Annotated in this window: 20 protein-coding genes; 10 read left to right on the forward strand and 10 right to left on the reverse strand. The window is 36.3% G+C overall.

What is annotated here, in order from left to right; all coding sequences use genetic code 11:
• Positions 1 to 173 precede the first annotated feature (173 nt).
• The 6 genes from J0M08_04295 to porU form a co-directional block, all read right to left on the reverse strand.
• A complete protein-coding gene (locus J0M08_04295; GenBank protein ID MBN8702260.1) occupies positions 174 to 689 on the reverse strand; it encodes an SRPBCC domain-containing protein in 516 nt (171 codons plus the stop codon).
• Positions 686 to 1,006: a winged helix-turn-helix transcriptional regulator gene (locus tag J0M08_04300; GenBank protein ID MBN8702261.1), complete on the reverse strand. Its 321-nt coding sequence runs from the start codon at positions 1,004 to 1,006 to the stop codon at positions 686 to 688. The genes J0M08_04295 and J0M08_04300 overlap by 4 nt, the downstream gene beginning before the upstream one ends.
• Position 1,007: 1 nt before the next feature.
• A complete protein-coding gene (locus J0M08_04305) occupies positions 1,008 to 1,568 on the reverse strand; it encodes a dihydrofolate reductase family protein (protein ID MBN8702262.1) in 561 nt (186 codons plus the stop codon).
• Between the two features lie 116 nt (positions 1,569 to 1,684).
• On the reverse strand, positions 1,685 to 2,158 hold the full coding sequence (locus tag J0M08_04310) for a 2-C-methyl-D-erythritol 2,4-cyclodiphosphate synthase (protein MBN8702263.1): 474 nt from the start codon (positions 2,156 to 2,158) through the stop codon (positions 1,685 to 1,687).
• Between the two features lie 23 nt (positions 2,159 to 2,181).
• A complete protein-coding gene (gene porV, locus J0M08_04315) occupies positions 2,182 to 3,417 on the reverse strand; it encodes a type IX secretion system outer membrane channel protein PorV (GenBank protein ID MBN8702264.1) in 1,236 nt (411 codons plus the stop codon).
• Between the two features lie 108 nt (positions 3,418 to 3,525).
• Entirely contained in the window at positions 3,526 to 7,422 is a 3,897-nt protein-coding gene (porU, locus tag J0M08_04320) for a type IX secretion system sortase PorU (protein ID MBN8702265.1), read from the reverse strand.
• Between the two features lie 228 nt (positions 7,423 to 7,650).
• Here porU and J0M08_04325 point away from each other — a divergent pair, with 228 nt between their 5' ends.
• Together J0M08_04325 and gldJ are read left to right on the forward strand one after the other, a co-directional pair.
• Positions 7,651 to 8,610 carry a type IX secretion system membrane protein PorP/SprF gene (locus J0M08_04325; GenBank protein ID MBN8702266.1) on the forward strand — a complete coding sequence of 320 codons (960 nt, stop codon included), beginning with the start codon at positions 7,651 to 7,653 and terminating at the stop codon, positions 8,608 to 8,610.
• 69 nt (positions 8,611 to 8,679) lie between these two features.
• A complete protein-coding gene (gldJ, locus tag J0M08_04330) occupies positions 8,680 to 10,200 on the forward strand; it encodes a gliding motility lipoprotein GldJ (protein ID MBN8702267.1) in 1,521 nt (506 codons plus the stop codon).
• A 250-nt stretch (positions 10,201 to 10,450) separates the two neighbouring features.
• Here gldJ and J0M08_04335 read toward each other — a convergent pair whose 3' ends face one another.
• Positions 10,451 to 11,800, reverse strand: a complete 1,350-nt coding sequence (locus tag J0M08_04335) for a DNA/RNA non-specific endonuclease (protein ID MBN8702268.1) — start codon at positions 11,798 to 11,800, stop codon at positions 10,451 to 10,453.
• Between the two features lie 69 nt (positions 11,801 to 11,869).
• Positions 11,870 to 12,736, reverse strand: coding sequence for a peptidoglycan DD-metalloendopeptidase family protein (locus J0M08_04340; protein ID MBN8702269.1), 867 nt, complete (start codon positions 12,734 to 12,736; stop codon positions 11,870 to 11,872).
• A 242-nt stretch (positions 12,737 to 12,978) separates the two neighbouring features.
• On the opposite strand from J0M08_04340, the gene J0M08_04345 reads away from it, so the two are divergent.
• A complete protein-coding gene (locus tag J0M08_04345) occupies positions 12,979 to 14,436 on the forward strand; it encodes a beta-propeller fold lactonase family protein (GenBank protein MBN8702270.1) in 1,458 nt (485 codons plus the stop codon).
• Positions 14,437 to 14,441: 5 nt separating this feature from the next.
• Here the strand turns inward: J0M08_04345 and J0M08_04350 are convergent, their stop codons facing one another.
• Both J0M08_04350 and mdh read right to left on the reverse strand, forming a co-directional pair.
• Positions 14,442 to 14,894: a clan AA aspartic protease gene (locus tag J0M08_04350; GenBank protein MBN8702271.1), complete on the reverse strand. Its 453-nt coding sequence runs from the start codon at positions 14,892 to 14,894 to the stop codon at positions 14,442 to 14,444.
• 65 nt (positions 14,895 to 14,959) lie between these two features.
• Positions 14,960 to 15,901 (reverse strand): malate dehydrogenase, encoded by a 942-nt coding sequence (mdh, locus tag J0M08_04355; GenBank protein MBN8702272.1) that lies wholly within the window; start codon positions 15,899 to 15,901, stop codon positions 14,960 to 14,962.
• 244 nt (positions 15,902 to 16,145) lie between these two features.
• Between mdh and rplU the strand changes: the two genes are divergently transcribed.
• From rplU to J0M08_04390, 7 genes are all read left to right on the forward strand, one after another.
• The gene (rplU, locus tag J0M08_04360; protein MBN8702273.1) at positions 16,146 to 16,601 is read left to right on the forward strand and encodes a 50S ribosomal protein L21; all 456 of its coding nucleotides are present in this window, start codon (positions 16,146 to 16,148) and stop codon (positions 16,599 to 16,601) included.
• 32 nt (positions 16,602 to 16,633) lie between these two features.
• Positions 16,634 to 16,888, forward strand: coding sequence for a 50S ribosomal protein L27 (gene rpmA / locus J0M08_04365; GenBank protein MBN8702274.1), 255 nt, complete (start codon positions 16,634 to 16,636; stop codon positions 16,886 to 16,888).
• Between the two features lie 156 nt (positions 16,889 to 17,044).
• The gene (locus J0M08_04370) at positions 17,045 to 19,339 is read left to right on the forward strand and encodes a T9SS type A sorting domain-containing protein (GenBank protein ID MBN8702275.1); all 2,295 of its coding nucleotides are present in this window, start codon (positions 17,045 to 17,047) and stop codon (positions 19,337 to 19,339) included.
• A gap of 141 nt (positions 19,340 to 19,480) precedes the next feature.
• Positions 19,481 to 19,885, forward strand: coding sequence for a polymer-forming cytoskeletal protein (locus J0M08_04375; GenBank protein ID MBN8702276.1), 405 nt, complete (start codon positions 19,481 to 19,483; stop codon positions 19,883 to 19,885).
• Positions 19,886 to 19,904: 19 nt separating this feature from the next.
• On the forward strand, positions 19,905 to 20,078 hold the full coding sequence (locus J0M08_04380) for an AtpZ/AtpI family protein (protein MBN8702277.1): 174 nt from the start codon (positions 19,905 to 19,907) through the stop codon (positions 20,076 to 20,078).
• 22 nt (positions 20,079 to 20,100) lie between these two features.
• Complete coding sequence (locus J0M08_04385; GenBank protein ID MBN8702278.1) at positions 20,101 to 20,469, forward strand: hypothetical protein; 369 nt, start codon at positions 20,101 to 20,103, stop codon at positions 20,467 to 20,469.
• A 96-nt stretch (positions 20,470 to 20,565) separates the two neighbouring features.
• A complete protein-coding gene (locus tag J0M08_04390; protein ID MBN8702279.1) occupies positions 20,566 to 22,515 on the forward strand; it encodes a T9SS type A sorting domain-containing protein in 1,950 nt (649 codons plus the stop codon).
• Positions 22,516 to 22,553: the final 38 nt, after the last annotated feature.

Below are 22,553 nucleotides of genomic sequence, written 5' to 3' on the forward strand. Positions count from 1 at the left end.
TATCCATCCCAAATACATCGACTCCTCTAGATGCTAATATTTATAGCCTGTTTAACGTCTTTTTCTTTTGAATTATGAAAGAGGTTTATTGTTCGAGAATGTGCGAATCAACTATATTTAATTGTTCAGAGACTCTTAGTAGTTATACCCCTCCCCAATACAATGCTATTCCACTATTTCGACTTCGGCTTTAATATTTCTGCAATGTAGTTGTCTAGGTTATTCATTGCCATTGTAAATCCTTCTTTAAAGCCTAGTTCAATGATTTTTTCTAAGTCAGCCAATTGGTTGTATGCAATTTGAATAGTTACAGTTGTAATGTCATTTTTTTGGCTAAACGCATTTGTCCAATTCGACCGCGGAAAATCTTTGTTTAAATCTCCAGCTTCATTGCAAAACGCATCTATTGCCGAATAGTTTTTTAATAGATTAATTTTTGTATAATCTGCCCGACACCAGTGTTTTTCTCCTTCCGGTGAAATCATTGCATACAACCAGAATCCACCCTCTCTAAAATCCATCGATTTCGTTTTTGTTTGATAGGGTTTTGGAGCCCACCATTGGTCAAGAATTTCGGGCGTTGTCCATGCAGCCCATACTAAATCTAAGCTAGTGGCAAACTCTCTTTTTACATGGATGGTGCTGTTTTTCTTATCTACAGAAAAATCGAATGCAAGAATACTGTTCATTTTTTTTTGTTTTTAATTGTTGCTAATACATTGTCTAGTTGATTAAATCGGCTTTCCCATATTTTTCGGAACTGACTAAGCCACTTATCTATTTCCTTTATTTTGTTGGCGTTTAGGTGGTAATATATTTCTCGTCCATCTTGTTTTTGTTTCAATAGTTCGCATTCGGTTAATATTTTTATATGCTTAGATACGGCTTGCCTGCTACTCGCAAAGTGCTCGGCCAGTGCGCTTGGGGTCATTGCTTGAAATGCAATAAGCGTAATAATGGCTCTGCGTGTTGGATCAGCAATAGCCTGAAAAACATCTCTGCGCATGTTATTCCGGCTTATAGGTTAATACAATGATGCCGCATTCGAATTGTTGCGAGTGTATAATTCTGTACTTTTGATTTTTGGTAACTTCTTTAAAAATGGAGAGCCCATTTCCAAGCACAACAGGATTTACAAATAAATGCAGCTCATCAATTAAATTTTCTTTAATAAGAGAAGAAACAAATTTTGCTCCTCCATAAGCTATTATATCGCCTCCAGGTTGTTTTTTAAGTGCATTGATTTCTTCTACAAGATTACCTTTTGCTAAAACCGTATTTTCCCATTCCGATTTTGCTAGAGAAGATGAGAAAACAACTTTCGGAGTTTTAACAAATTTTTCAGCCCCCGGTTCCGGAGTCTCGCTGTTTAAGGCTGCTGTCCAGTGTGGAATAAATCCTTGTGCTAAATTTTTTCCAAGTACAATGGTGCCAACAGGCTCCGTAAGCTGGGTTACATAGCTAATCAAATCTTCCGACCAATTAAAAGTAATCCAATCCATCTCTCCGTTTAACCCTGAAATAAAGCCATCTATGCTTATTTGTGTTTGTAGTTTTAGTTTTCTCATTTTTTTATTTATGAAACTGATTGGTTGCAAATATACGTGCAATTAATTGGTTGCGCAAATATTTGGACGAATTTTCAAGGAAAAATTAAGTGTGTTGTAGTGAGTGAGTGTTGTTTCTAATAAATCAGTGCAACTGCATACGCACAAACGCCTTCTTGGCGACCTACGTAGCCCATTGTTTCGTTGGTGGTGGCTTTAATCGAAATGTCTTCAACGGGAATTTCCATAACAACAGATAGGGTTTGTTGCATGGTGTTTATGTGAGGTAAAATTTTGGGAGCTTCTAAACAAAGCGTAGCATCGATATTTCCAATGGTGTATTTCTTTTCTTTTAGCAACTCAATTACCTTTTTGAGTAGAAGTTTACTGTCAATATTTTTAAACTCTGCAGATGTATTCGGAAAGTGTTTGCCAATATCTCCTAAATTAGCAGCACCTAATAAGGCATCGCAAATAGCGTGAATTAAAACATCGGCATCTGAATGACCTGTAGCTCCTTTGTGATGAGGAATTTGTACTCCGCCAATCCAAAAGGCTCTTCCATCTTCTAGTTGATGAACATCAAAACCAAAACCAACTCTAGGTTTCAAACAAAAAAGTATTGATTAAAAAATTATTCTGCAGGAGCTTCTTCTTTCTCGCCTTTAAAAGCATCAAAATCAAACAGCAATGTAAAGCGAAGCGTGTTTGATAGTGGATTGTTACGTTGTTTAGTAGGAACTAAATACGCAAAATCAAGTCCGAATACGTTGTACTTAACTCCTAATCCAAACGTAAAGTATTTTCTATTTCCTTTGGTTTCGTCTTCGTTAAAATAACCTGCTCTAACGGCAAATTGATTATCGTACCAATATTCTAAACCGATAGAATAGTTCACTTCTTTCATCTCTTCTTTAAATCCGCCCGGTGCATCGTTAAACGAGCCAAATATGCCTTCTGCAATACCTCTGTTTGGATCTTCTCCTTTCAAAATTTTTGCTGAACCATCTGGATTGTTAATTATTTGTCCTGCGCTATCAACGTCATAAACGGGTGGAGTGGGAACTAATAATTTATTCAAGTCGGCCAAAACAGAAAATGAGTTGTAATCGTCTAAGTTGATAGTCAATCTACCTCCCAAGCGCATATTGATTGGAATAAAATCTCTGTCTGTTTTTGTAGTATAAGATATTTTTGCTCCTATGTTTGAAATGTTTAAGCCTGCAGCTACTGTACTTTTTTTACCTCCAACTTTAATGTCGCTGTTGGTATAATATGCGTTTACATCTGCCGCTACCGATTTTCCTGCTTTTGTTGCAGACCCTTGAACGTTTATCCCTCCTGTTAAGTTAGAGTAGATATAGCGCATGGCCATACCTCCCGACCAATTGGGGCTAAATCTTCTTGCGTATGCTACGTCAAATGCAAATTCATTTGGTTTGAATTGCCCAATGGTATTTCCTACTACATCGGTAAATGTAATATCTCCAAGCGAAAAATAACGTAACGATGCTCCAATAGCTTGGTCTTCTTTTACTTTATAATAACCTGATAAATAGGCTAAGTTAATATCCGGTACTAAGTTTCTGAGCCAAGGAGTGTAAGACATTCCCAAACCAAATTTCTTTTCCGAAAAAGCCAATTTAGATGCGTTCCAATGAATACTGTTTGCGTCCGGACTAGATGCCGCGCCAATATCCGCCATCCCACCACCTCTTGAATCGGGAGAGATAAGTAAAAATGGAACAGCTGTAGTTATAGTATTTACACCACCTGTAAGTTGATTGGTGGTTATTTGAGCATGTGTGTTAGTAAAAGATGCACCTAAAGTTGCTAAACTTAGCGTGAAAAATATTTTTTGCTTTCCCATTGTTTTCAGTAGTATTTTAAAGGGTTACAAACCTACGGGTTTTATTTAAAAATAACAAACTAGTGTCCTAGAACGAAATACTCTGACTTTTATTGTACAAAACACTATTTAGTTCAGAATGACCAGTTTTTCGAAAAGTTCTGAAGTTTGTGTAGGGGTTTTAATTTTTAGGCTATAAACATACACCCCACGTGCAATTTTGTCTCCAAAATCATCTTTACCATCCCAATAAATAGGTTCTGATCTAAATCCTTCGGTGCGGATGCGCTTGTTTATGTTCTTTACCAATTTACCGGAAATAGTAAATACTTGAATTTGCACATCCATGCTTATGTTAGGTTGATTGTGTTCAAAATAGAATGCGGTGTTGGTGGTAAAAGGATTTGGATAGTTAAGCAAATGCTTTAAAGCAAGATTCCCAGATTTGGCCACCACAAACTCTGTGTAAGCATCTGTAGAGTTGTTGGAAACATCCCACACTTTAAGTTTAAGCGTATGTTTACCTTCTTGCAAATTTTCAAATGGATAATAAATAGTTCCGCTTTTATAATTATCTAAATCGCCTTCGTAGTAATCGTTTAATACTATTGCATTAGAGCTGTTGTTGTCTAATACCGCGCTAATATCATGTCCTATGCTTAATCCGGAAGTATTTATTCCATAATCATCTGTTACTTTTGCAAATAAATTTGGATTTTGATTCGTTGTGCCTCCGAAAACAAATTTATCATCATTCATAAATAATTCAGCTCCTGGACCATTGTTGTCAATAGCAGCGTTCGGGTTTACACCCCCAATTTCTATATGGTAATAGCCTGCGGCATCTTCGTATCCATTTTCTGCATAATAACTTATTTTGCCCAGCCCAACTGTATTTCCTGCCACATCTTTCGGTACAATAAATGAGAACGAAAAGTCGCCATTCGTAACACTAGCCTTGCCTTTGTAGATAATATTTTTTTGTTGTTTAAACTGCATCGGTGTTCCGCCATCATTAGCTAAGTTGGTAATGGTTATTGCTTTGTCGTACACGGTTGGAAATAGTATTCCGTTGTAGTTGGTTAGTTTATTGCCATTTTTATCGCTTACATATCCTGTAACGGTTACGGTACTTAGCGATTTTAGGGTGTCTGTAGAAACTGTTGTCGTTTTAACGCTGTGTATTGGATAGGCAAGTTTTAATGCAGGATCTCCTAATAAAGTAAAGTTTCTTCCATTTAAAGAGCCTCCTTCAGAAACCTTTGTTTTGCGAAACACATCTCCAATTCTAGGCATTTCTCCATTTGATAAGGTGTCAAACGCATACTTGTAAAAGAACTTACTTAAAATATCGTTACCGAAAGAATAAACCAACCTCACAGTTGTCATTAGGCCAATTCCTCCGCCTTTAGGGTTAAGCAAAACAAGCTCTCCAGCAGATGTTCTGGCAGGGTCGTCAAATCGGCTAAATTCACATGTTGCAGTAAAAAACAATGGCATTTTTTTCTCGTTCGACCAACTATTTATTTGCGGAATTTCAATAATACGCTCATGTGCTAATCCTACCTCTCCTCCGTGGCCTGTATAGTTTATTATTAATCCCCCTTTATTTACACGTTTGTTTATCGCATCTACAGCATCAGGATACCTGTCTCCACCAGGAGTGGCTTGTTGTGCATACGCATCTAAAAATATTTTTTCGTTGTTAATGTAGGGGTGTCTTTTTGCCACAGAATCAGCATATTTATTGGCTTGATCCATATGTAAGTTTCCATCTTCGTCATCTGCAATAAAACAAATTTCACTTCTCCAATTGCCAAAGTTCGAGTTTACATTGCTTACCACACTGTTGTTTTTTGCACCAATTGATTCTCCGGTTTTAGTATATGTGAAAATTTTATCTACCACACTTTTTGCTTCCGCTACAGATTTTACCGGAAATCGTCCAATGCCAATATCTACAAGACCTCCATTATCTAAATCGCCCTCGTTAGCATCCATTAATCCGAAAAAATCGTCCGATACATACGAATTGGTATAGGAAACCGAATTTCTCGATTCAAAAACAGGAATAAAATTTGTGTTAGACGCAAAGCGTTTTTTAGGGTCGTACGATCCATCGCCAAATAACAACAAATACTTTGGCATTGAATCTTGAATTGTATTTGCTTTGTCGTAAAACATTTTTACAAAGTCTCGTATGGCAGTAATGTCTTGCGCTCCGGACGAAAATTCATTGTAAATTTCTTGAGGAGTAACAACTATTGTTTTTAAATTATCGTGTGTTCTATGAAAATCGGCTAGTCGGTTTGCTTCTGTCAAAAAAAGCGGATGAGACACAATTATAAAATCAGGTTGATAAAGCGCGTGTAAATTTTGATTGACTACAGTCTCTACAAAACGTGGATTTTCAAACAATCCATTTTCATCCATTGCCAAAAATTCCTTAATGGTGTCTGTCGCTACTGAAAAGGTATGTGTGTTTGAGTTGTAGCTACTGCTTTGTAATTTACAGTTTGTTGCATCCGTTACATCCCAAATTAAAGTAGTTGGTGTCGTGTTAGTTATTGTAAATTGAGTAATGTTTCCAGTACCAATAGAAGTTTTATCTCTAAATAATAATTGTTGACTGCCAACCATAGCAAGTTGTCTGCGGGCGTTTAGTTCAATAAAATTAACCCATCCAACTGCTCTGCCTAAATTTTTTACAACAGAAATAGTAATGGTGTTTGCATTGCTTGTAAAGCTTGTAGTGTTTTGTGCGGTTGTTGCATAATCACAAAAGTAGCAGCCAAAATCACATGATCCGGGAGAAAGATTAAACGAGTTACTAGGGGTAATAACAGAAAAGGCATTTGCAGAGAAAGGAATGTCGTATCTCGAGGCAATATCTGCTTTTATATACACCAATTCACTTGTAACTAAATTGGGAAATGTAAAACTAAAGTCTTTCGATCCTGTAGCATCTAATTTCTCTCCATACCATTCTCTTCCCGACTTAACAAGATTGTACAACTCACTTTCGTGATAAGCGTAATCATCAAATGTAGTGCTGTAGTGAGTAGGTGTATTTGTAGATGAGGGTTGTGTAAGTATTCGTTTGCCTAAAGAACTGTTATCTATCGTAATAAAATAGTAAGCGCTATCTGAGTATAAATTATTTTCGTGATTAAATTTTTGTGTGTTTGTATCGAACTTCCATTCGTTCGGTCCTTTTGCATAAAATAAAATATAATCCAACGAATCAAATTTTTTGTCAGTTTCGCCCTGCACGTATATTGCATTTTCGGTTAAGTCGTCAAATCTAAATTTGCTATTTGCCATAGGAAGCATGCCGCCTCCATTGCCGTATATTTTTATATTTTTCGGGTTGGTGTTTTTTAGATCAACTCCAATATTTTTCAAAAAAGAGTAACTTAACTTAAATACCCCCGATTTTTCCACAGCAATTTTATACCACATTCCATTGGCAAGAACAGAGTTGGATGCGTAGGTTTTGTAAAAGTTTGTTTTTTTAAAAGCGCTTGTTTCGTTAATGGATAGGGAGAAGGAACTAATTTTTTCGTATCCTGCCGAAGTTTTTCGAATTGGCAGAATATATATAAGTGCAAATGGCTGTCCTCTATCATACGCAATTTTCCATTTTATGGTAAATTCTTCCGAAAGATTTGAAAAAGCTCGAGTTTTAAGTACGCTCTTTTCTTTTTCGTCATAAACACTTTCTAGTTTTATTGATTCTAATGAACAGCTTATTCCCGAAACAGATGAAGGAAGTTGCTTTTTTATAAAATAATAGGGTAAGCCATCTTCTAAATAAATGACATCTTCAAAAGCTAAATTTTCATTTATATTGTCATCGGTAAGTTTTTCGGCTACCGGAGATTTCCATTTTATAGAGTATGTTCTATTTTCTTGCGAAAATCCAAATAGCGTAAAAAAAAGGAATGCACTTAAAAAAAGATATGCTAATCTATGAGTCATCAATTTATCAATTGACCCAAAAATATTGGTTTTTTTACAAATCATAGCCACTTTAGTTGTTTAAATACAAAATTAGTTTTGGTTTAAAGGCAACCATTAAAGTAGTTGTTCGTCTATATAATAAAATCGTTTTAATGGATAATAGTACAAAATGTATTGACTTCCTAATGATAACGAAGTATTTTTAGCAATATTTTAAGGTGTGTTAAAAGTTTTTAACATATGTTGAAACTTTTTTAATTTTTTTTAGTATAATTGTAAATGTATAAACCTATGATGAAAAAATTAGTACTCTTTTCAGCGGTTGCAATTGCCTGTGTTTTCTCAGAAAATGCATATGCACAAGACCCTCAATTTACTCAGTTTTATGCAAACCCATTGTATTTGAATCCTGCATTTGCAGGTACAGCTCGTTGTCCTCGAGTTTGCTTAAACTACCGTAACCAATGGCCGGCTCTTACGGGTCAGTTTATTACATATAGTGCTTCTTACGACCAGCATATAGATGTGTTGGCTGGAGGTGTTGGATTGTTAGTAACTAATGACCAAGCCGGACAAGGAACACTTACAACCACAAATGTAAGTGGTATGTATTCCTACCAATTAAACGTTTCTAGAACTTTCTCCATAAAGGCTGGATTTCAAGCTACTTACATGCAAAAAAAGGTAGATTGGAGCAAACTTACTTTTGGTGATATGATAGATGCAAGAAGAGGGTTTGTGTTTAATACAGCAGAAACTCCTGCCAATGCAAAAAGCAATGTAGATATTTCTGCGGGTATATTGGGTTATAGCAAACGTTATTTCTTCGGTTTTGCAGCACATCACTTAACACAACCTGACGAATCTTTATTAGGAACAGGTAATAGTCCACTACCAATGAAACTTACCGGACATGCCGGAGCCTTGATTCCACTAGATGGTAGAGGTGGAGATACTTATTTATCGCCTAACGTTTTATACCAAAAGCAACAAGATTTTCAACAGCTTAACTTAGGTGTTTACGTAATTAAGGGGCCTATTGTAGGTGGTTTGTGGTACAGAAACAGAGATGCATTTATTGCATTAATTGGTTTCCAGCAAGGATTGTTTAAGTTTGGATATAGTTACGATGTTACTATATCTAAATTAAGTAATGCTACAGCTGGTTCTCACGAAATTTCTTTTGCTCTGCAGTTTGAATGTAAGCCAAAGAAAAAGAAGTTTAGAACCATTAGCTGTCCTTCTTTCTAATATTCATAGGCATTTGTGCAATAAACCAAATGCTTGTGTTGTTATATAGTGTAATTTATATAGTTTGATATGATTAACAAAAAATCCCTCATTCGCCTATCAACCGCTGCTATTGCAGTGGTTTTGGTGTCTTCATGCTCAAAGGAAAGATCCCCGGTTACAGGTTGGGCATACAACGATCCGAAAAACGGAGGTTTTGAAGTTGTGCCTTACGATGAGCAAGAAACCGGTCCTGGACTAGTTCTTATTGAAGGTGGTACATTTACCATGGGTAGAGTGGAACAAGATGTTAATTATGATTGGAGCAATATTCCAAGAAGGGTTACTGTTTCTTCATTTTACATGGACGAAACTGAGGTAAGAAACCTTGATTATGGCGAATATTTACATTGGACAGGACGTGTATTTAATGCAAACTTCCCGGATATTTACCAAAGAGCTTTGCCTGATACGTTGGTTTGGAGAGAGAAAATGGCATTCAATGAGCCTTATGTAGAGTATTATTTTAGACATCCTGCTTATAGAGATTATCCTGTAGTAGGCGTAAACTGGCTACAAGCAAACGATTTTTGTGCTTGGAGAACAGATAGAGTAAACGAATTTATTATGATTCGCGAAGGCTTGTTGGAGCATGTTCCTACACCTTCTGACGCAGATTATTTCAATACCGACCAATATATGGCAGGTAAGTGGACGGGAACTCAAAAACAAAAACTTCCTTCATTTGACCCTAACTCACCTGATAGAAATGTTAAAATGGAAGATGGTATATTTTTACCACGCTACCGCCTGCCAACAGAAGCTGAGTGGGAATACGCTTGTTATGGATTAATTGGAAATACTATCGGAGAGAGAATTACAGACAGAAGAATTTATCCTTGGAACGGACACGGAGTTCGTAACCCAGACGAAAAGGCAATTGGACAAATGATGGCTAACTTTAAGCGTGGTGCTGGAGATATGATGGGTGCCGCAGGTTATTTGAATGATAATGCCGATGTTACAGCACCTGTGTATTCGTATTGGCCTAATGATTATGGTTTGTATAACATGGCCGGTAACGTAAGTGAGTGGGTTATGGATACTTACAGACCAATGTCTTCTGAAGATAAAGATGATTTTAGAGCATTTAGAGGTAATGTGTTTAAAACACAAGTTAAAGATGTGGATGGTATTGTAGTAAATACCGACTCTGTTTTGTACGATAAAGATAGCAACATTGTAAGCATCCCGGGTATGGTTAAAATGCGTGATGTTTCTATTGCTTATAACGTGGATAACTTGGACGAAAGAAGAAACTATAAAAAATCCGATAATATCAGCTATTTAGATGGTGATATTGAATCGAGTGTTTATTTTACTCAAGGAGAAGACGCTAATTCATTAGGGAATAAATTAATGTACGAGTATAGCGTTTATTCTATGATAAACGATAAAGCCAAGGTGTTTAAAGGTGGATCTTGGAGAGATAGAGCATATTACATGAGTCCTGGTACTCGCAGATTCTTAGATCAAAGACAAGCTACATCCTATTTAGGATTTAGATGTGCAATGACAAGAGTTGGAAGCCCAGTTGGCTTAGGAAAATAAAGCATAAGTAAAGAAATACAAAAAACGAGGGAAGGTGCAAATTAATTTGCACCTTCCCTCGTTTTTTGTCGTAAAAGAATTGTTACTGTATGCACTTACAGGATATAAAAAGACACGCCTCAAGAATTCTATTTGCTCGCTTTGAAGCGGTTTGATATTCAATTTAATGCTTTTCTTACAAAAGCGGGAAGTGCTTTCCAATTAGGTAGGAGGCCTAATTTTAATGGGTGGTAAATAACTTAGGTGTTATTTACTGTACCTCTCCAACATACTTTTTTGATTCAATTATATTTTCAATATTATCGGGTAGTGCAGAGAACAAATTAAGCCCTGTTAATTGTTCTACTTTATCTACAGTTGTAATGTAGTTAAACCATTTTAGGTTGTCTGCATCTTGGTTATTCGGCACATTTATTGCGATAACTTTTGTGCTTGCACTAACTCGGTTTTTATCATTGCTCCCAACCGGTAATATTAATGCAACTTTCCAACAAGATGCCGGCACGGTTATTTTACCGGATGCAATACTTGTAACAGGAAAAGGATACACAGAGCCTGTCCCTCCAACTCCTGCTGAGCCTGCAACAATATATAGCTCATAGCCTTGTCCTGCTAGTGTTCTGCAAAAATTTTCGAACAAACGCCACACTTTTCTATTGTGATCCGGAGCTTGTGGCACCATGTTGGTCATGTTAAAAGTAGCAGAGTTGTCTGATGGTCCACCATCTCTATCGTCCGATGGGCACATGTGTCCTTTGTCAAATCCGGTAAGTTTGTAATCGGCAGGTTTTACTGCATACCATCCAAATGGCATGGTAGGGTCGGCTACAAAATCATCTTTTCTTACAGCGGTTCCCCTCCATCCTAAACTTAAGTGCCAACTTACCCAATTGGGAATACCCTTAGTTCTGTTGTATGATAAGGTGTATTGTGGCTTTACCATTAAATAATTATTGAAATTTGCAATGTTATTATTGGCATTGCTTGGGTTACCCAATGCTAAATTGTTGTCTCTTGTTGGTGCAGGGATTGTTCCGGTAACTGAAATGTTATCAATATTTAAGCGATTGGGACCACCGGAAATTTTTCGCAATTCAAGCCTTGTTCTATAGGTAGTGTTTAAAGTAAATGTGGCTGTTTTTAAAGAGCCCGGATGCGAAGTTACTGGTGGTCCTGCCTTTTGCCAGGACAGTCCATTGCTAGTAGAAAACCACAGCTCCCAGGTGCTTGGCCCGTCAGTGCCATGTGCGGCATGCAATATAGTTACAACAGAAATTCCGTCAATAACATTAAACATCATTCGTGCGCTGCCATTGTTTATTAGCCTTAGCGAGCGTAATCCTTTTTTCTTATCGTCTTGTTGAGTGCCACTCATGGCATTGTCTAAATACCATGCACCTGTCCAAAAGTAGGTAGTGTCGGCTGGATAGCCTACTTTGTAGTTGCCTTCAAAACCTTCTTCAAATCGCTTAATTGTGGGTGCGCTTTCGGCTTCTACTAAAAGAAAATCTTTTGGGGTTTCTTTTTCTAAATCTTTTTTACAAGAAATTAGAAAAACAGAAAAAATAATTCCAATAATGGAAATATATTTTGCTTTCATAAAGGGTGGTTAAGTTAATGTAAAGTTAAACTAAAATAATAAGAAAGAAAAGTCTGTTTTATGAACAAACTATGAGTACCTTATTTTACTCCCTATTCTCAGTTTAGTTGAACTTTTAATTCTGTTTAATTTGCAAATTTTTTGTGGTGTGGTGCCATATCTTTTTGCGATTTTGTAAAGGGTGTCGCCCTTTCTTACAGTATGGTATTTAAGTGATTTTTGTTGTGCAAAAAACTGGAAACTGCTTTTGCTGATGGTGGCTTTTTCACTCACTAATTTATAATCTTCAAACGAAATTAGTGTACTTGGGTTAATCGGCATGCCCTTGTATCTTACTTCAAAATGTAGATGACTACCGTAAGATCTGCCGGTATTCCCTCCTAATCCAATAATCTGTCCTGGTTCTACTATTTGCCCTGCTTCAACACAAATTTTTGACAGATGCGCATAAATAGTTTCCAATCCATTTTTGTGGCGTATGATAACTACGTTGCCATAGGTTTTATTTAATTTTGCAATACGTACCATTCCTTCAAAGGCACTAACTACGGTATCTCCTGTTTCTAAATTAATATCAATACCATAATGTGGTCTTCCTCTGCGGCTTCCATAGCTAGAGGTTACAGGTCCTGGAAATGGATGTGCGTAGCCACAGTTGAACTCGTCTTGTAATAAAACCTCTACAGTATCGTTAAAGTTTACGGCAGAAAATTTATAAGGATGAATGGTTGTGGTGTCCCATTGCGAGTAAATATCGTACGCAGGGAATAGTAATAGCGAATCTTCGGTGGATAAAGTCATTTCTTCCGAGATAACTACATTGCTTGTGTCTGGCGCTTCCGAGGTCTTTTCCCCGGTAAAAAGAATTCCCGCAAATAATTGTGGCGCAATTATTTGAATGAGTAAAAGGGCAACTATTTTTAGTTTTTTAAACATCGATAGTTGCAAAGATTGAAAAATAAATTAAAAAACCAAATGTGTGAAAGGGAATAACGATATTAGTTTTAAGCTCAAGAGTGTTTAAAACTATTCGTCTTTGCCCTCATCAAAAGTAATATCTATACTTGGAACTACTGCCAATAAAGACATTACAACAACCAAACACGCCAATAAAATTAAACTTAATTGCATAGTTTTCTTTTTTTCAAAATTCCATTTTAAACATTAACTTACCATTAATGAAGAGTCATGTATATATTAAGATTTTGTTTTTTGGAGTTCTCCTAACAATTCTTTGTGCCTGTAAGAGAGAGGGTGCAACACCCGATTACAATGGATATCCATCGGAAGTAGGAGAGATTGTGATTACTAAATGTGCCACACCGGGTTGTCATACTTTTTCAAGCAAAGAAGCTGCTTCCGGGTTGTCGTTAGAGTCGTGGTACGATGCATTTGATGGAAATAGAAATGGAGCAGTTATAATTCCTTACAGACCAGATTATAGTACTTTTTGCTATTACATTAATACCTATTCTGATTTAGGGCTTACACTAACGCCCACCATGCCAGTGGGTGCTGATCCGCTCACAAAAGAGGAAGTTGTTTTATTGAGAGATTGGATTTTGCAGGGCGCTCCGGATATTGACGGAAATGTAAAATTTGCAGATAATGCATCTCGAAAAAAGATATATGTTGTGAATCAAGGATGCGATGTGGTAACTGTTTTTGATGCCGAAACCTCTTTGCCAATGCGGTATGTAGATGTGGGTATAAGTGCGGCTGTTGAATCACCACACATGGTAAGGGTTTCCCCGGATGGACAATATTGGTATGTTGTTTTTTTGGCGTCAAGTGTTATTCAAAAATTTAGAGCATCTGATGATTCGCATGTAGCTGATATTTCAATTGGTAGTGGCTATTGGAATACACTAACTATTTCTAGTGATTCGAAATATGCTTTTTGTGTGGACTGGAGTGCCAATGGCAAAATTGCATATGTTGATTTACAAACAAATTCGTTGCTAAACACATGGACGGGCTTGTTCAGCTATCCGCATGGTTCTGCTATAAACAAAACAAACGACACACTTTTTGTAACAGCGCAAACCGGAAATTTTATTTATCGCATTCCCGTAAATGACCCTATATCTGCGGAAATGGTTAGTTTAAATCCATTTGCAGCGGCAAGTACAAATCCTGCAATTAGTTACGATCCGCATGAAATTATTTTTACTCCCGATGGAACAAAATGTTTTATTACGTGTCAAAAATCGAATGAGGTACGTGTGCTAAAAACCGCAACTAATCAAGTGCTAACGAGCATCAATACCGGTATTTATCCGCAAGAAATGGCTATTAGTACTTCAACAGATTATTTATTTGTTACTTGTACAGAAGATACAGCTGTTGCGGGAAAGCGTGGTTCCGTTACAATTATTAATTACAAAACAAATGCGTTTGTAAAGAAAATTTATCTCGGGTTTCAACCGCATGGAATAGTAGTAGATGACGCAAATAATTTGGTGTATGTGGCCAATAGAAATGCGAATAGCAAGGGCCCCGCTCCCCATCATTCTAATACTTGCGGAGGTAGAAACGGGTTTATTACTTTTATAGACTTAAATACATTGGAGGAGATTGTAGGAAAAAAAATAGAGGTGTCTGTAGATCCTTATTCTGCTGCAATTAGGAATTAGTAAAATTATTTTTTCGAGGTACTGGTTTTTTTTATAGATGAATTAAACACAACCTCCTTTTTGGAATAATCTACAACTGCGTTTAGTTTTTTTAATAAATCACTTCCCAAAACACCATCTACATGTGGTATGTTAAGCTGTTTGTATGTAGCGTTAACATTGCTTAAGTCGAGTGCGCCCAATTTTTGCTTTTTTAAGGAGATGCTTCCAAAGCTAACCGAATCAACCGATACAATAAATGAGTCCATTTTTTTGCCACTTATTCCTGTAGCTTGATCGGTGTGTTTATTTAATTTATTTTGTGTGAATTTTTGTATGCTTCCTTTGTCAAGTATAGTGGCAGAGGCTCCTGTATCTATAATAAGTCGAGCTTGTTTGCCATTTATTTTTATAAATTGGTGTAGGTGGTAACCACCATTTTTAATTTTTATAAGCTTAAAAGGAATTTTTGAAATCATTGTCTTTGGTATAAAAAAAGAGCGCTTCTGTTTTAAAGAAGCGCTCTTTATGTTTAGAAAGAAAATTATTTTACAGCAACATTCATGTTGTCTAGTACATCCATTACTTCTTTTACTGCTTTAGCTGAATCAGCCAATAGTTTAGACTCATCCGCGTTTAATTTTAATTCAATAATTTCTTCGATGCCGTTTTTCCCAAGTTTAACAGGTACTCCAAGGTAAACGTTTTTCATTCCATATTCGCCTTGCAGCCATGCGCATACCGGAAAAATTCTTTTTTGGTCGCGAACAATTGCTTCTACCATTTGCGCAGCAGCAGCTCCAGGAGCATACCATGCAGAAGTACCTAGTAGATTTACAATTTCCCCTCCTCCTTTTTTTGTACGTTCAATTATCGCATCTAATTTATCTTTTTCAATTAGTTCGGTAACCGGAATTCCACCTACAGTAGTATATCTAGGAAGTGGAACCATGGTGTCGCCATGCCCACCCATTAATACAGCTTGAATATCTTTAGGTGAGCAGTTCAACGCTTCAGCTAAAAATGCTTTGTAACGAGCGGTGTCTAAAATACCAGCCATTCCAAATACTCTTTTAGGATCAATTTTAGCTGTCAAATACGCACAATAAGTCATTACATCCAAAGGGTTTGAAACAATTATGATAATTGCCTTAGGAGAATGTTTAATAACATTTTCAGTAACTGTCTTTACAATATTAGCGTTAGTAGAAATTAAGTCATCACGGCTCATCCCCGGTTTTCTTGGAAGACCTGATGTAATTACAACAACATCAGAGTTTGCTGTTTTTGTATAATCGTTTGTGCTTCCTTTTACACGTGAATCATACATGTTGATAGGCGCTGTTTGCCAAATATCTAGTGCTTTACCTTCGGCAAAGTTTTCTTTTATATCAACTAAAACAATCTCATTGGCTAATTCTTTATGAGCAATAACATCAGCACAAGTTGCGCCTACATTTCCTGCTCCAACTACAGTTACTTTCATTTTATTTTGTTTTTAAATGTTTGAAAATTTGGTAAGCTAAATTAATAAAAACTTTTGTGTTACTTAATAGGCTATGTTTTAATTGTTGAATAGCAGCTTTTGATTTAATATAATACACAGATAATCAGTATTTTGTATGTTTAAGTACATTCAAATTCTTTTTAATGCCCAATAACATTTGTCTGTGTGAATAAAATTTTATAAATTCGCCCCCTTATTAGTTATTAACCAAATATTGTTAAAAATGTACGCTATTGTAGATATTGCAGGACAGCAATTTAAAGTAGAAAAAAATAAACGAGTTTACGTACATCGTTTAGAAGGCGCTGAAGGTACTACTGTTGAGTTTGATAAAGTTTTTTTGTTAGAAAAAGACGGAAAAATATCTGTTGGTGCTCCTACTGTTGAAGGTGCTAGAGTAGCCGGCAAAATTCTTTCTCATCCTAAAGGTGATAAAGTAATTGTTTTCAAAAAGAAAAGAAGAAAAGGATATGCTAAGTTAAACGGACACCGTCAGTATTTGACAGAAGTTCTTATTCAAGGTATATTAGGGAAAGGCGAAACTTTTGTAGAAGAGCCAACTGCTGAGAAAAAAGTGAAAAAAGCTACAAAAAAAGCAGAGCCTAAAGCAAAAGTAGCTGATGTTGAAGTTGAGGAAAAACCAAAAAAGACAAGAAAAACAACCAAAAAAGCAGAATAATTTAAGTTTCAACCATTAAAATTTTTTAGATCATGGCACATAAAAAAGGTGAAGGTAAGGTAAAAAACGGTCGTGAGTCGCACAGTAAGCGTTTAGGTATTAAGATATATGGTGGTCAGCCGGCAATTGCAGGAAACATCATTGTTAGACAAAGAGGAACAAAACACTATCCTGCTGCAAATGTTGGAATTGGTAAAGACCATACCTTGTTTGCATTAGCTGACGGAGTTGTAAAGTTTACTGTAAAGAAAAACGAAAAATCATACGTTTCTATTGTTACAGCATAGTAACTGAAATAAAATTCAAACCAAAGGAGCCTTGGAATAATTTATTCCAAGGCTCCTTTGGTTTATGCACAATTTGCTGTTAAGATTATTTTGTAGATTTCTTAAAATACATCTTGCCTAAAGAGCTATTGAGGGGTATATTTGCATACCCAAACCATGAAGCAACAACTACTTACTATACTTACGTGTATTCTATTTATATGCACGTTTAGTCAATTAAAATCTCATTCAAAAAATCCCGAATATAAAATTCCTTTTAATGATAGCATCGGATTAAAGCTATTGTTGGATGCTTCAGGGCATTATTCTTTTTCATCGTATCAGTTTATTTCGGCACATAAAATTGCTTTTTTGTCAGAAGCATCTAACGAGATATTGGTTTTTAACTTTAACCAAACAAATGATACTATTCTTAGTCGCGAATCCATTGATTTAATTGACTACCACACTTGGGAAGCATTTTGTTTTTACAATAATCGTTTTTTTGTTTTTGGAGAAAATAACTTATTGAGTTTTGATTTGTCGGGCAATTTACTTTCAAGAGTAGAACTGCCAAGTTCACTACGTTTATTGGCAGATGCAATTTATGTAGAGAATAATCAAGTAGTTGTTTTGTCCGCTAATGGTTCAACCTTTTTGTCGGATAATGGTACAATAGCTGTTTTAGATACTAATAATTGGGTTTTACCGGAAAATACAAAAGAGCGTTTAGAGGTAGTTGATACAAAGAGGTTTTATTTGAAAATACAGTCGCCCGAATTTACGTACGACCAATTTATTGATGTTGCAAATGAGTATATACAAGGCGATTTAGCCGTTGCTTTTTTAAGACATCTGGATATCAAAGCTCATAAAGCTTTTATTGAAATAGAAACAACCAGCGATGTTTCGGAGTTTGATGTGAAAAAATATTTGTTGGTCGTTGATTTAGTTAATCATACAACAGTACTTTCGTCCATTCCACTTATAAAAAATACGTATTTAAAGAATCCGGTTTCTGTTTTTAATGCGAATGTGTATTATGCGTTATCTGCGCAGGATGCGGTTTATATAAGCAAGGTGAATGTGCTGAATGAGTTACAATTGCCGCAATTTGAGTATAGTTATTTACATTTTAATAACCTAGTGCCTACAACTATTGAGGTAGAAGAAGTGGGCGCATCGAAAATGCAAGGAGCTTCGTGTGTTACGCGAACCCAAACAGAATCAAATGCACTGAATTATTTAAATATGAAATGGATTCCATCATCTACGAATGTTAAAAATTCGTGCACGTACAATGGCTCCGGAGAGTATTACAGAACACCAAATTGGGTGGTGGCTAATACTACACTTACCTCTATTCCTTATAAGTGGGGCGGTTTCACGCATTGGCTAAATTGGAAAAATTATATTGCTTTAGGCCGAAAAGCGGGCAATCATTTTACCGGAATAAACGGTATTTGCTCCGGAAGCCCCGATGCAAGCTCTTCTGACGGATTAATTATTGGATTGGATTGCAGTGGTTTCGTAAGCCGATGTTGGGAATTGAGCTACAAGCAGAGTACATCGGGGTTGCCCTCTATTGCAGCATCTTTAGGTGCGGCATCTACAACAACCGGTTTTGGGTCGTTACGAAAGGGAGATATTGTGAATGATGCCGGTTCTCATGTGCGAATGGCTATAGACGATACGCCTAGTGGTGCCGGATTATTTATTGAAGCCGCAAATGGAACTGCCTCAAAAGTATTTCAAAAAACCTATTCGCCTAGCGATTTGGTGGGCTACACATCCAGAAGATTCAATGATATTCAATCTATTTATTTAAGTACATATGCAGGAATAAAAGCGTCTCCACTTAAAAACAATTGTTCGGCAAGCATTACCTACAGCTTAAGAAATGGAGGCTCTGTGAGCTGGACAGGTGTTGTAGCGCTGGTTGCGATTACCGCCAATGGCAATGCACAGTTTTTAAAGAAAGATAGTTTGGTAACACTTACAGGCGGACAAAATATGTTGTTTAGCTATGCAACATCTAATTTGCAATTGGCCGTTGGTACATACACCTTAATGGTAAAAGTGAAAAATGTTTCTACTTGTGATTACGGTCTTTATTATTCTGCTGACAATTATTTTTCTAATATGAATGTATTGCAAGTGTCGGTAGGTTCCGGTACTTGCATAGCAACTTCTGTGAATGATACAGAGGCTTCAAGCTTGAAGGTGTTTCCGAATCCTGTTTCAGGAGATAATTTTGAAGTGTCTTTTTTTAATACAAAAGAACAATCCATTACACTGAAAATTTATGAAGTAACAGGAAGAAATTGCGTGTTTACTACTGTGTATAATTTTAGAATAGGAGAGAACCTTATTTCTGTTAATTTAAAAGATGTTGCACTAGCTAAAGGCGTTTATATTTTATTGCTCGAAACCGAATCGGGCCCTATTCCCTCAAAACTTATTGTAAATTAAATTTTCGGGTTGCGTTTTACATTGGTTAGCCGCTTTTGGTGAAAGCGAATATTTTTTTGAATTGTATTTACAATTCCTTAACTTTGTAACAATTTGTAAATCAGAAATATCATGTTTGGCAATTCAAAAAATAACGATACCATGACGAAAAATAATGTATCCGACTCATCTTCTGTAAATCTTTTAGGATCAGGCACTACTATAGAGGGAGATATCAAATCTTCAGGAGATATAAGAATTGATGGTACATTAATTGGTTCGCTTACTACAAAAGGCAAGTTGGTGATTGGTGCAACCGGAACTATTGAAGGCGAGATTATATGCCAAAACGCAGATATTTCGGGAACAATTAAAGGAAAAATTACTGTAAATGAATTACTTTCTTTAAAGGCTACTACAAAACTAACTGGCGATATTGTTACCAATAAATTGGCTATCGAGCCGGGAGCTAATTTCTCCGGATCGTGCAGTATGGGTGCGGTAATCAAGGATATAAAACAAGGTGAACGAGACGGAAAAAAACAAGAAAAAGCAGCAGCTTTCTGATTATGCTAAATACTCTTCTATGGGTATACAAATGCTTGTTATTATGGGCTTAGGCACGTATGCAGGTATTTGGATAGACGAAAAATTAGAGTTCAAAAAATTTCCCTTATTTACGATTATACTATCTCTTTCTTCTGTTGCTTTGGCATTATACGTTGTGTTAAAGGACTTTCTTAAGAACAACAAAAAATAATTTTTCCCAATCTTATTTTTGAATGACACATCAAAAACATTTGTTCTTAATTGTTCTATTCACAGGTGTTGTAGAGTTGTTGTTTTATTTTTCAAAACAATTGACTTCACAATTAAATACAAATCACATATACATAATACCCGTTTTTTTTCTTCTGTTGGGAGTTGTTTCCGGTTTTTTTCTACTAAAATCGTTGACAAGCAATTCCGCATCCTCATTTGTGCGTGTATTTATGGCTGTTTCTGTGGTAAGGATGTTTGCATCTTTGGCAGTAATAATATTGTATTTAGTTTTCTTTAAGACAACAGCACTTGGGTTTTCAATTTGCTTTTTAGTATCCTATTTTTTGTATTTACTATTTGACATTGTTGTTTTTTCTATGAAAAACTAACCGTTCTTATTTGCCTTGGGCAATTTAAAAATTACACCAATCTTTCTTTATTCGATTTATATTCAAATTACTATATTTAGAAAAACATACTATATCATGAAACTATTTTACACAATTCTCACTAATTTTTTATTTGCAACTTTTGCTTTTGGGGGATCTCTTTCTACTCCAACAAACGATGATTGCACAAATGCTAAAACAATTGTAGTCGGTACAACCTGCAATCCCGATACGGGAGATGTAGCAGGAGCAACGCAATCATTGCCGTCTTGCAAAAGCGGTGCAAATGCAGATGATGATATTTGGTATAAGTTTACGGTTGGCGCAGATACTATTATTAGAATAGAAGTAAAATCGCTTGCATTGGGAGATTTTGACGCTGTTGTAGAATTGTTTGATGGTTGTGGAGGTAACAGCTTGCAGTGCGTAGATACGGGAACCGATGAAATTTTAGAAGATACATTAACTGTAGGGCAGACATATTATTTAAGGGTATATGACCATGCTGCAATCAACAGTCATACCACTGAGTTTGAAATATGTATATACGCTCTTATTTCAACTGCCCCTATAAATGATGACTGTGCAAATGCAACAGTTTTAGTACCCGACACTATTTGTGTTAATACGCCAGGAACGGTTGCAAATGCTACAGCATCATATCCAAATACGGGATGCTCAGGAGATGACGATGATGATGTTTGGTATATTTTTACGGCACTAGATAGCATTCATACAATTACCGTAAATGGTAAAGGAGGTTTTGATCCTGTAATTGAAGTGAGAGATTCTTGTGATGCATCGTTCCCTAGAGATTGCGGAGATAATCAAAACGGAAATTCCGAAACACTTGTATTAACAAATTTAGTAATTGGAAATTCCTACTATGTGCGTGTTTTTCATGCAGGCACAGGATCTTCGGGTGACGACAATTTTGATATTTGTATTTTTAACTATACTCTACCTCCAGCAAATGACGAATGTGTAAACGCTATTTCTCTTGTTCAGGGCTCTGTTTGCGCAACAATTACGGCCGATTTGAATGCAGCTACTGCATCCGGTAATCCAGAATGTGTTACAAATAGTGCAAATGCTGAGGATGATGTTTGGTTCGAGTTTACAGCTACAAGTGCGAATGTTGCAGTAGAGGTTACGCCATCTGCATCATTAGATGCAGTTGTTGAAATTTTTTCATCGTGTGGTTCTTCAACTGCATTTGCTTGTGTAGATAATAATGGAGGCGGACTCACAGAAATTTTGAAGTCAACAGGATTGACCGTAGGCGGAGTATATTATGTTAGAGTATATGATTGGGATGTTTTGGTTCCGGCTACTACTACATTCGATATTTGTGTGTATTCAATACCTGCCCCTCCTGCCAATGATGAATGCTCGGGCGCTATTGCTATTACAGCGAGTCAAAATGAATTGTCATGTACTGCAACTACAGTAAACACAATCAATTCAACCAAATCACAGCCGGATGCTAGTTGTACAGGTATTTCTATAGATGATGATGTATGGTTTAAGTTTGTTGCTGTAGATACAGCAATGACAATTAAAGGTTCGAATTTTGTTGGAGGTTTTTCTGGCTTTGGGGTGTCATTATACCAAGATTCTTGCAGTGGAACGGAGGTTACTGGTTGTTCCGGCCAAGCTGATGGTGATTCTGTAAGGTTTGGAGGATTAACGATAGGAGGGATGTATTATTTACGAACATTTACAACCGGAACTGATAGTGTGGGTACATTTAATATCTGTGTATATGGATATAAATCAAATGTTGGTGTAGCGGAAGATTTTACTACGCTTCCTATAACCATTTTTCCTAATCCTGTAAAAGATGCGCTAACAATAGAAACTGTTGGAGTATTAAACAGTGAAATGTACATTGAGCTGCTTGATGTAAGAGGTGCTGTAATTAAAAACAGACAGGCGCTCTCTCCAAATTCAATAATCGACATGAGTACAATTGACAAGGGTGTTTATATTTTGAAAGTTTATAGTGATAAATTACAAGCCATTAAGAGGGTTGTGAAGGAATAATAACGCTAGTATATTTTAGAATTTTCTAGGGACATGCA

Source organism: Bacteroidota bacterium (genome assembly GCA_017303975.1).
GTDB lineage: Bacteria > Bacteroidota > Bacteroidia > JAFLBG01 > JAFLBG01 > JAFLBG01.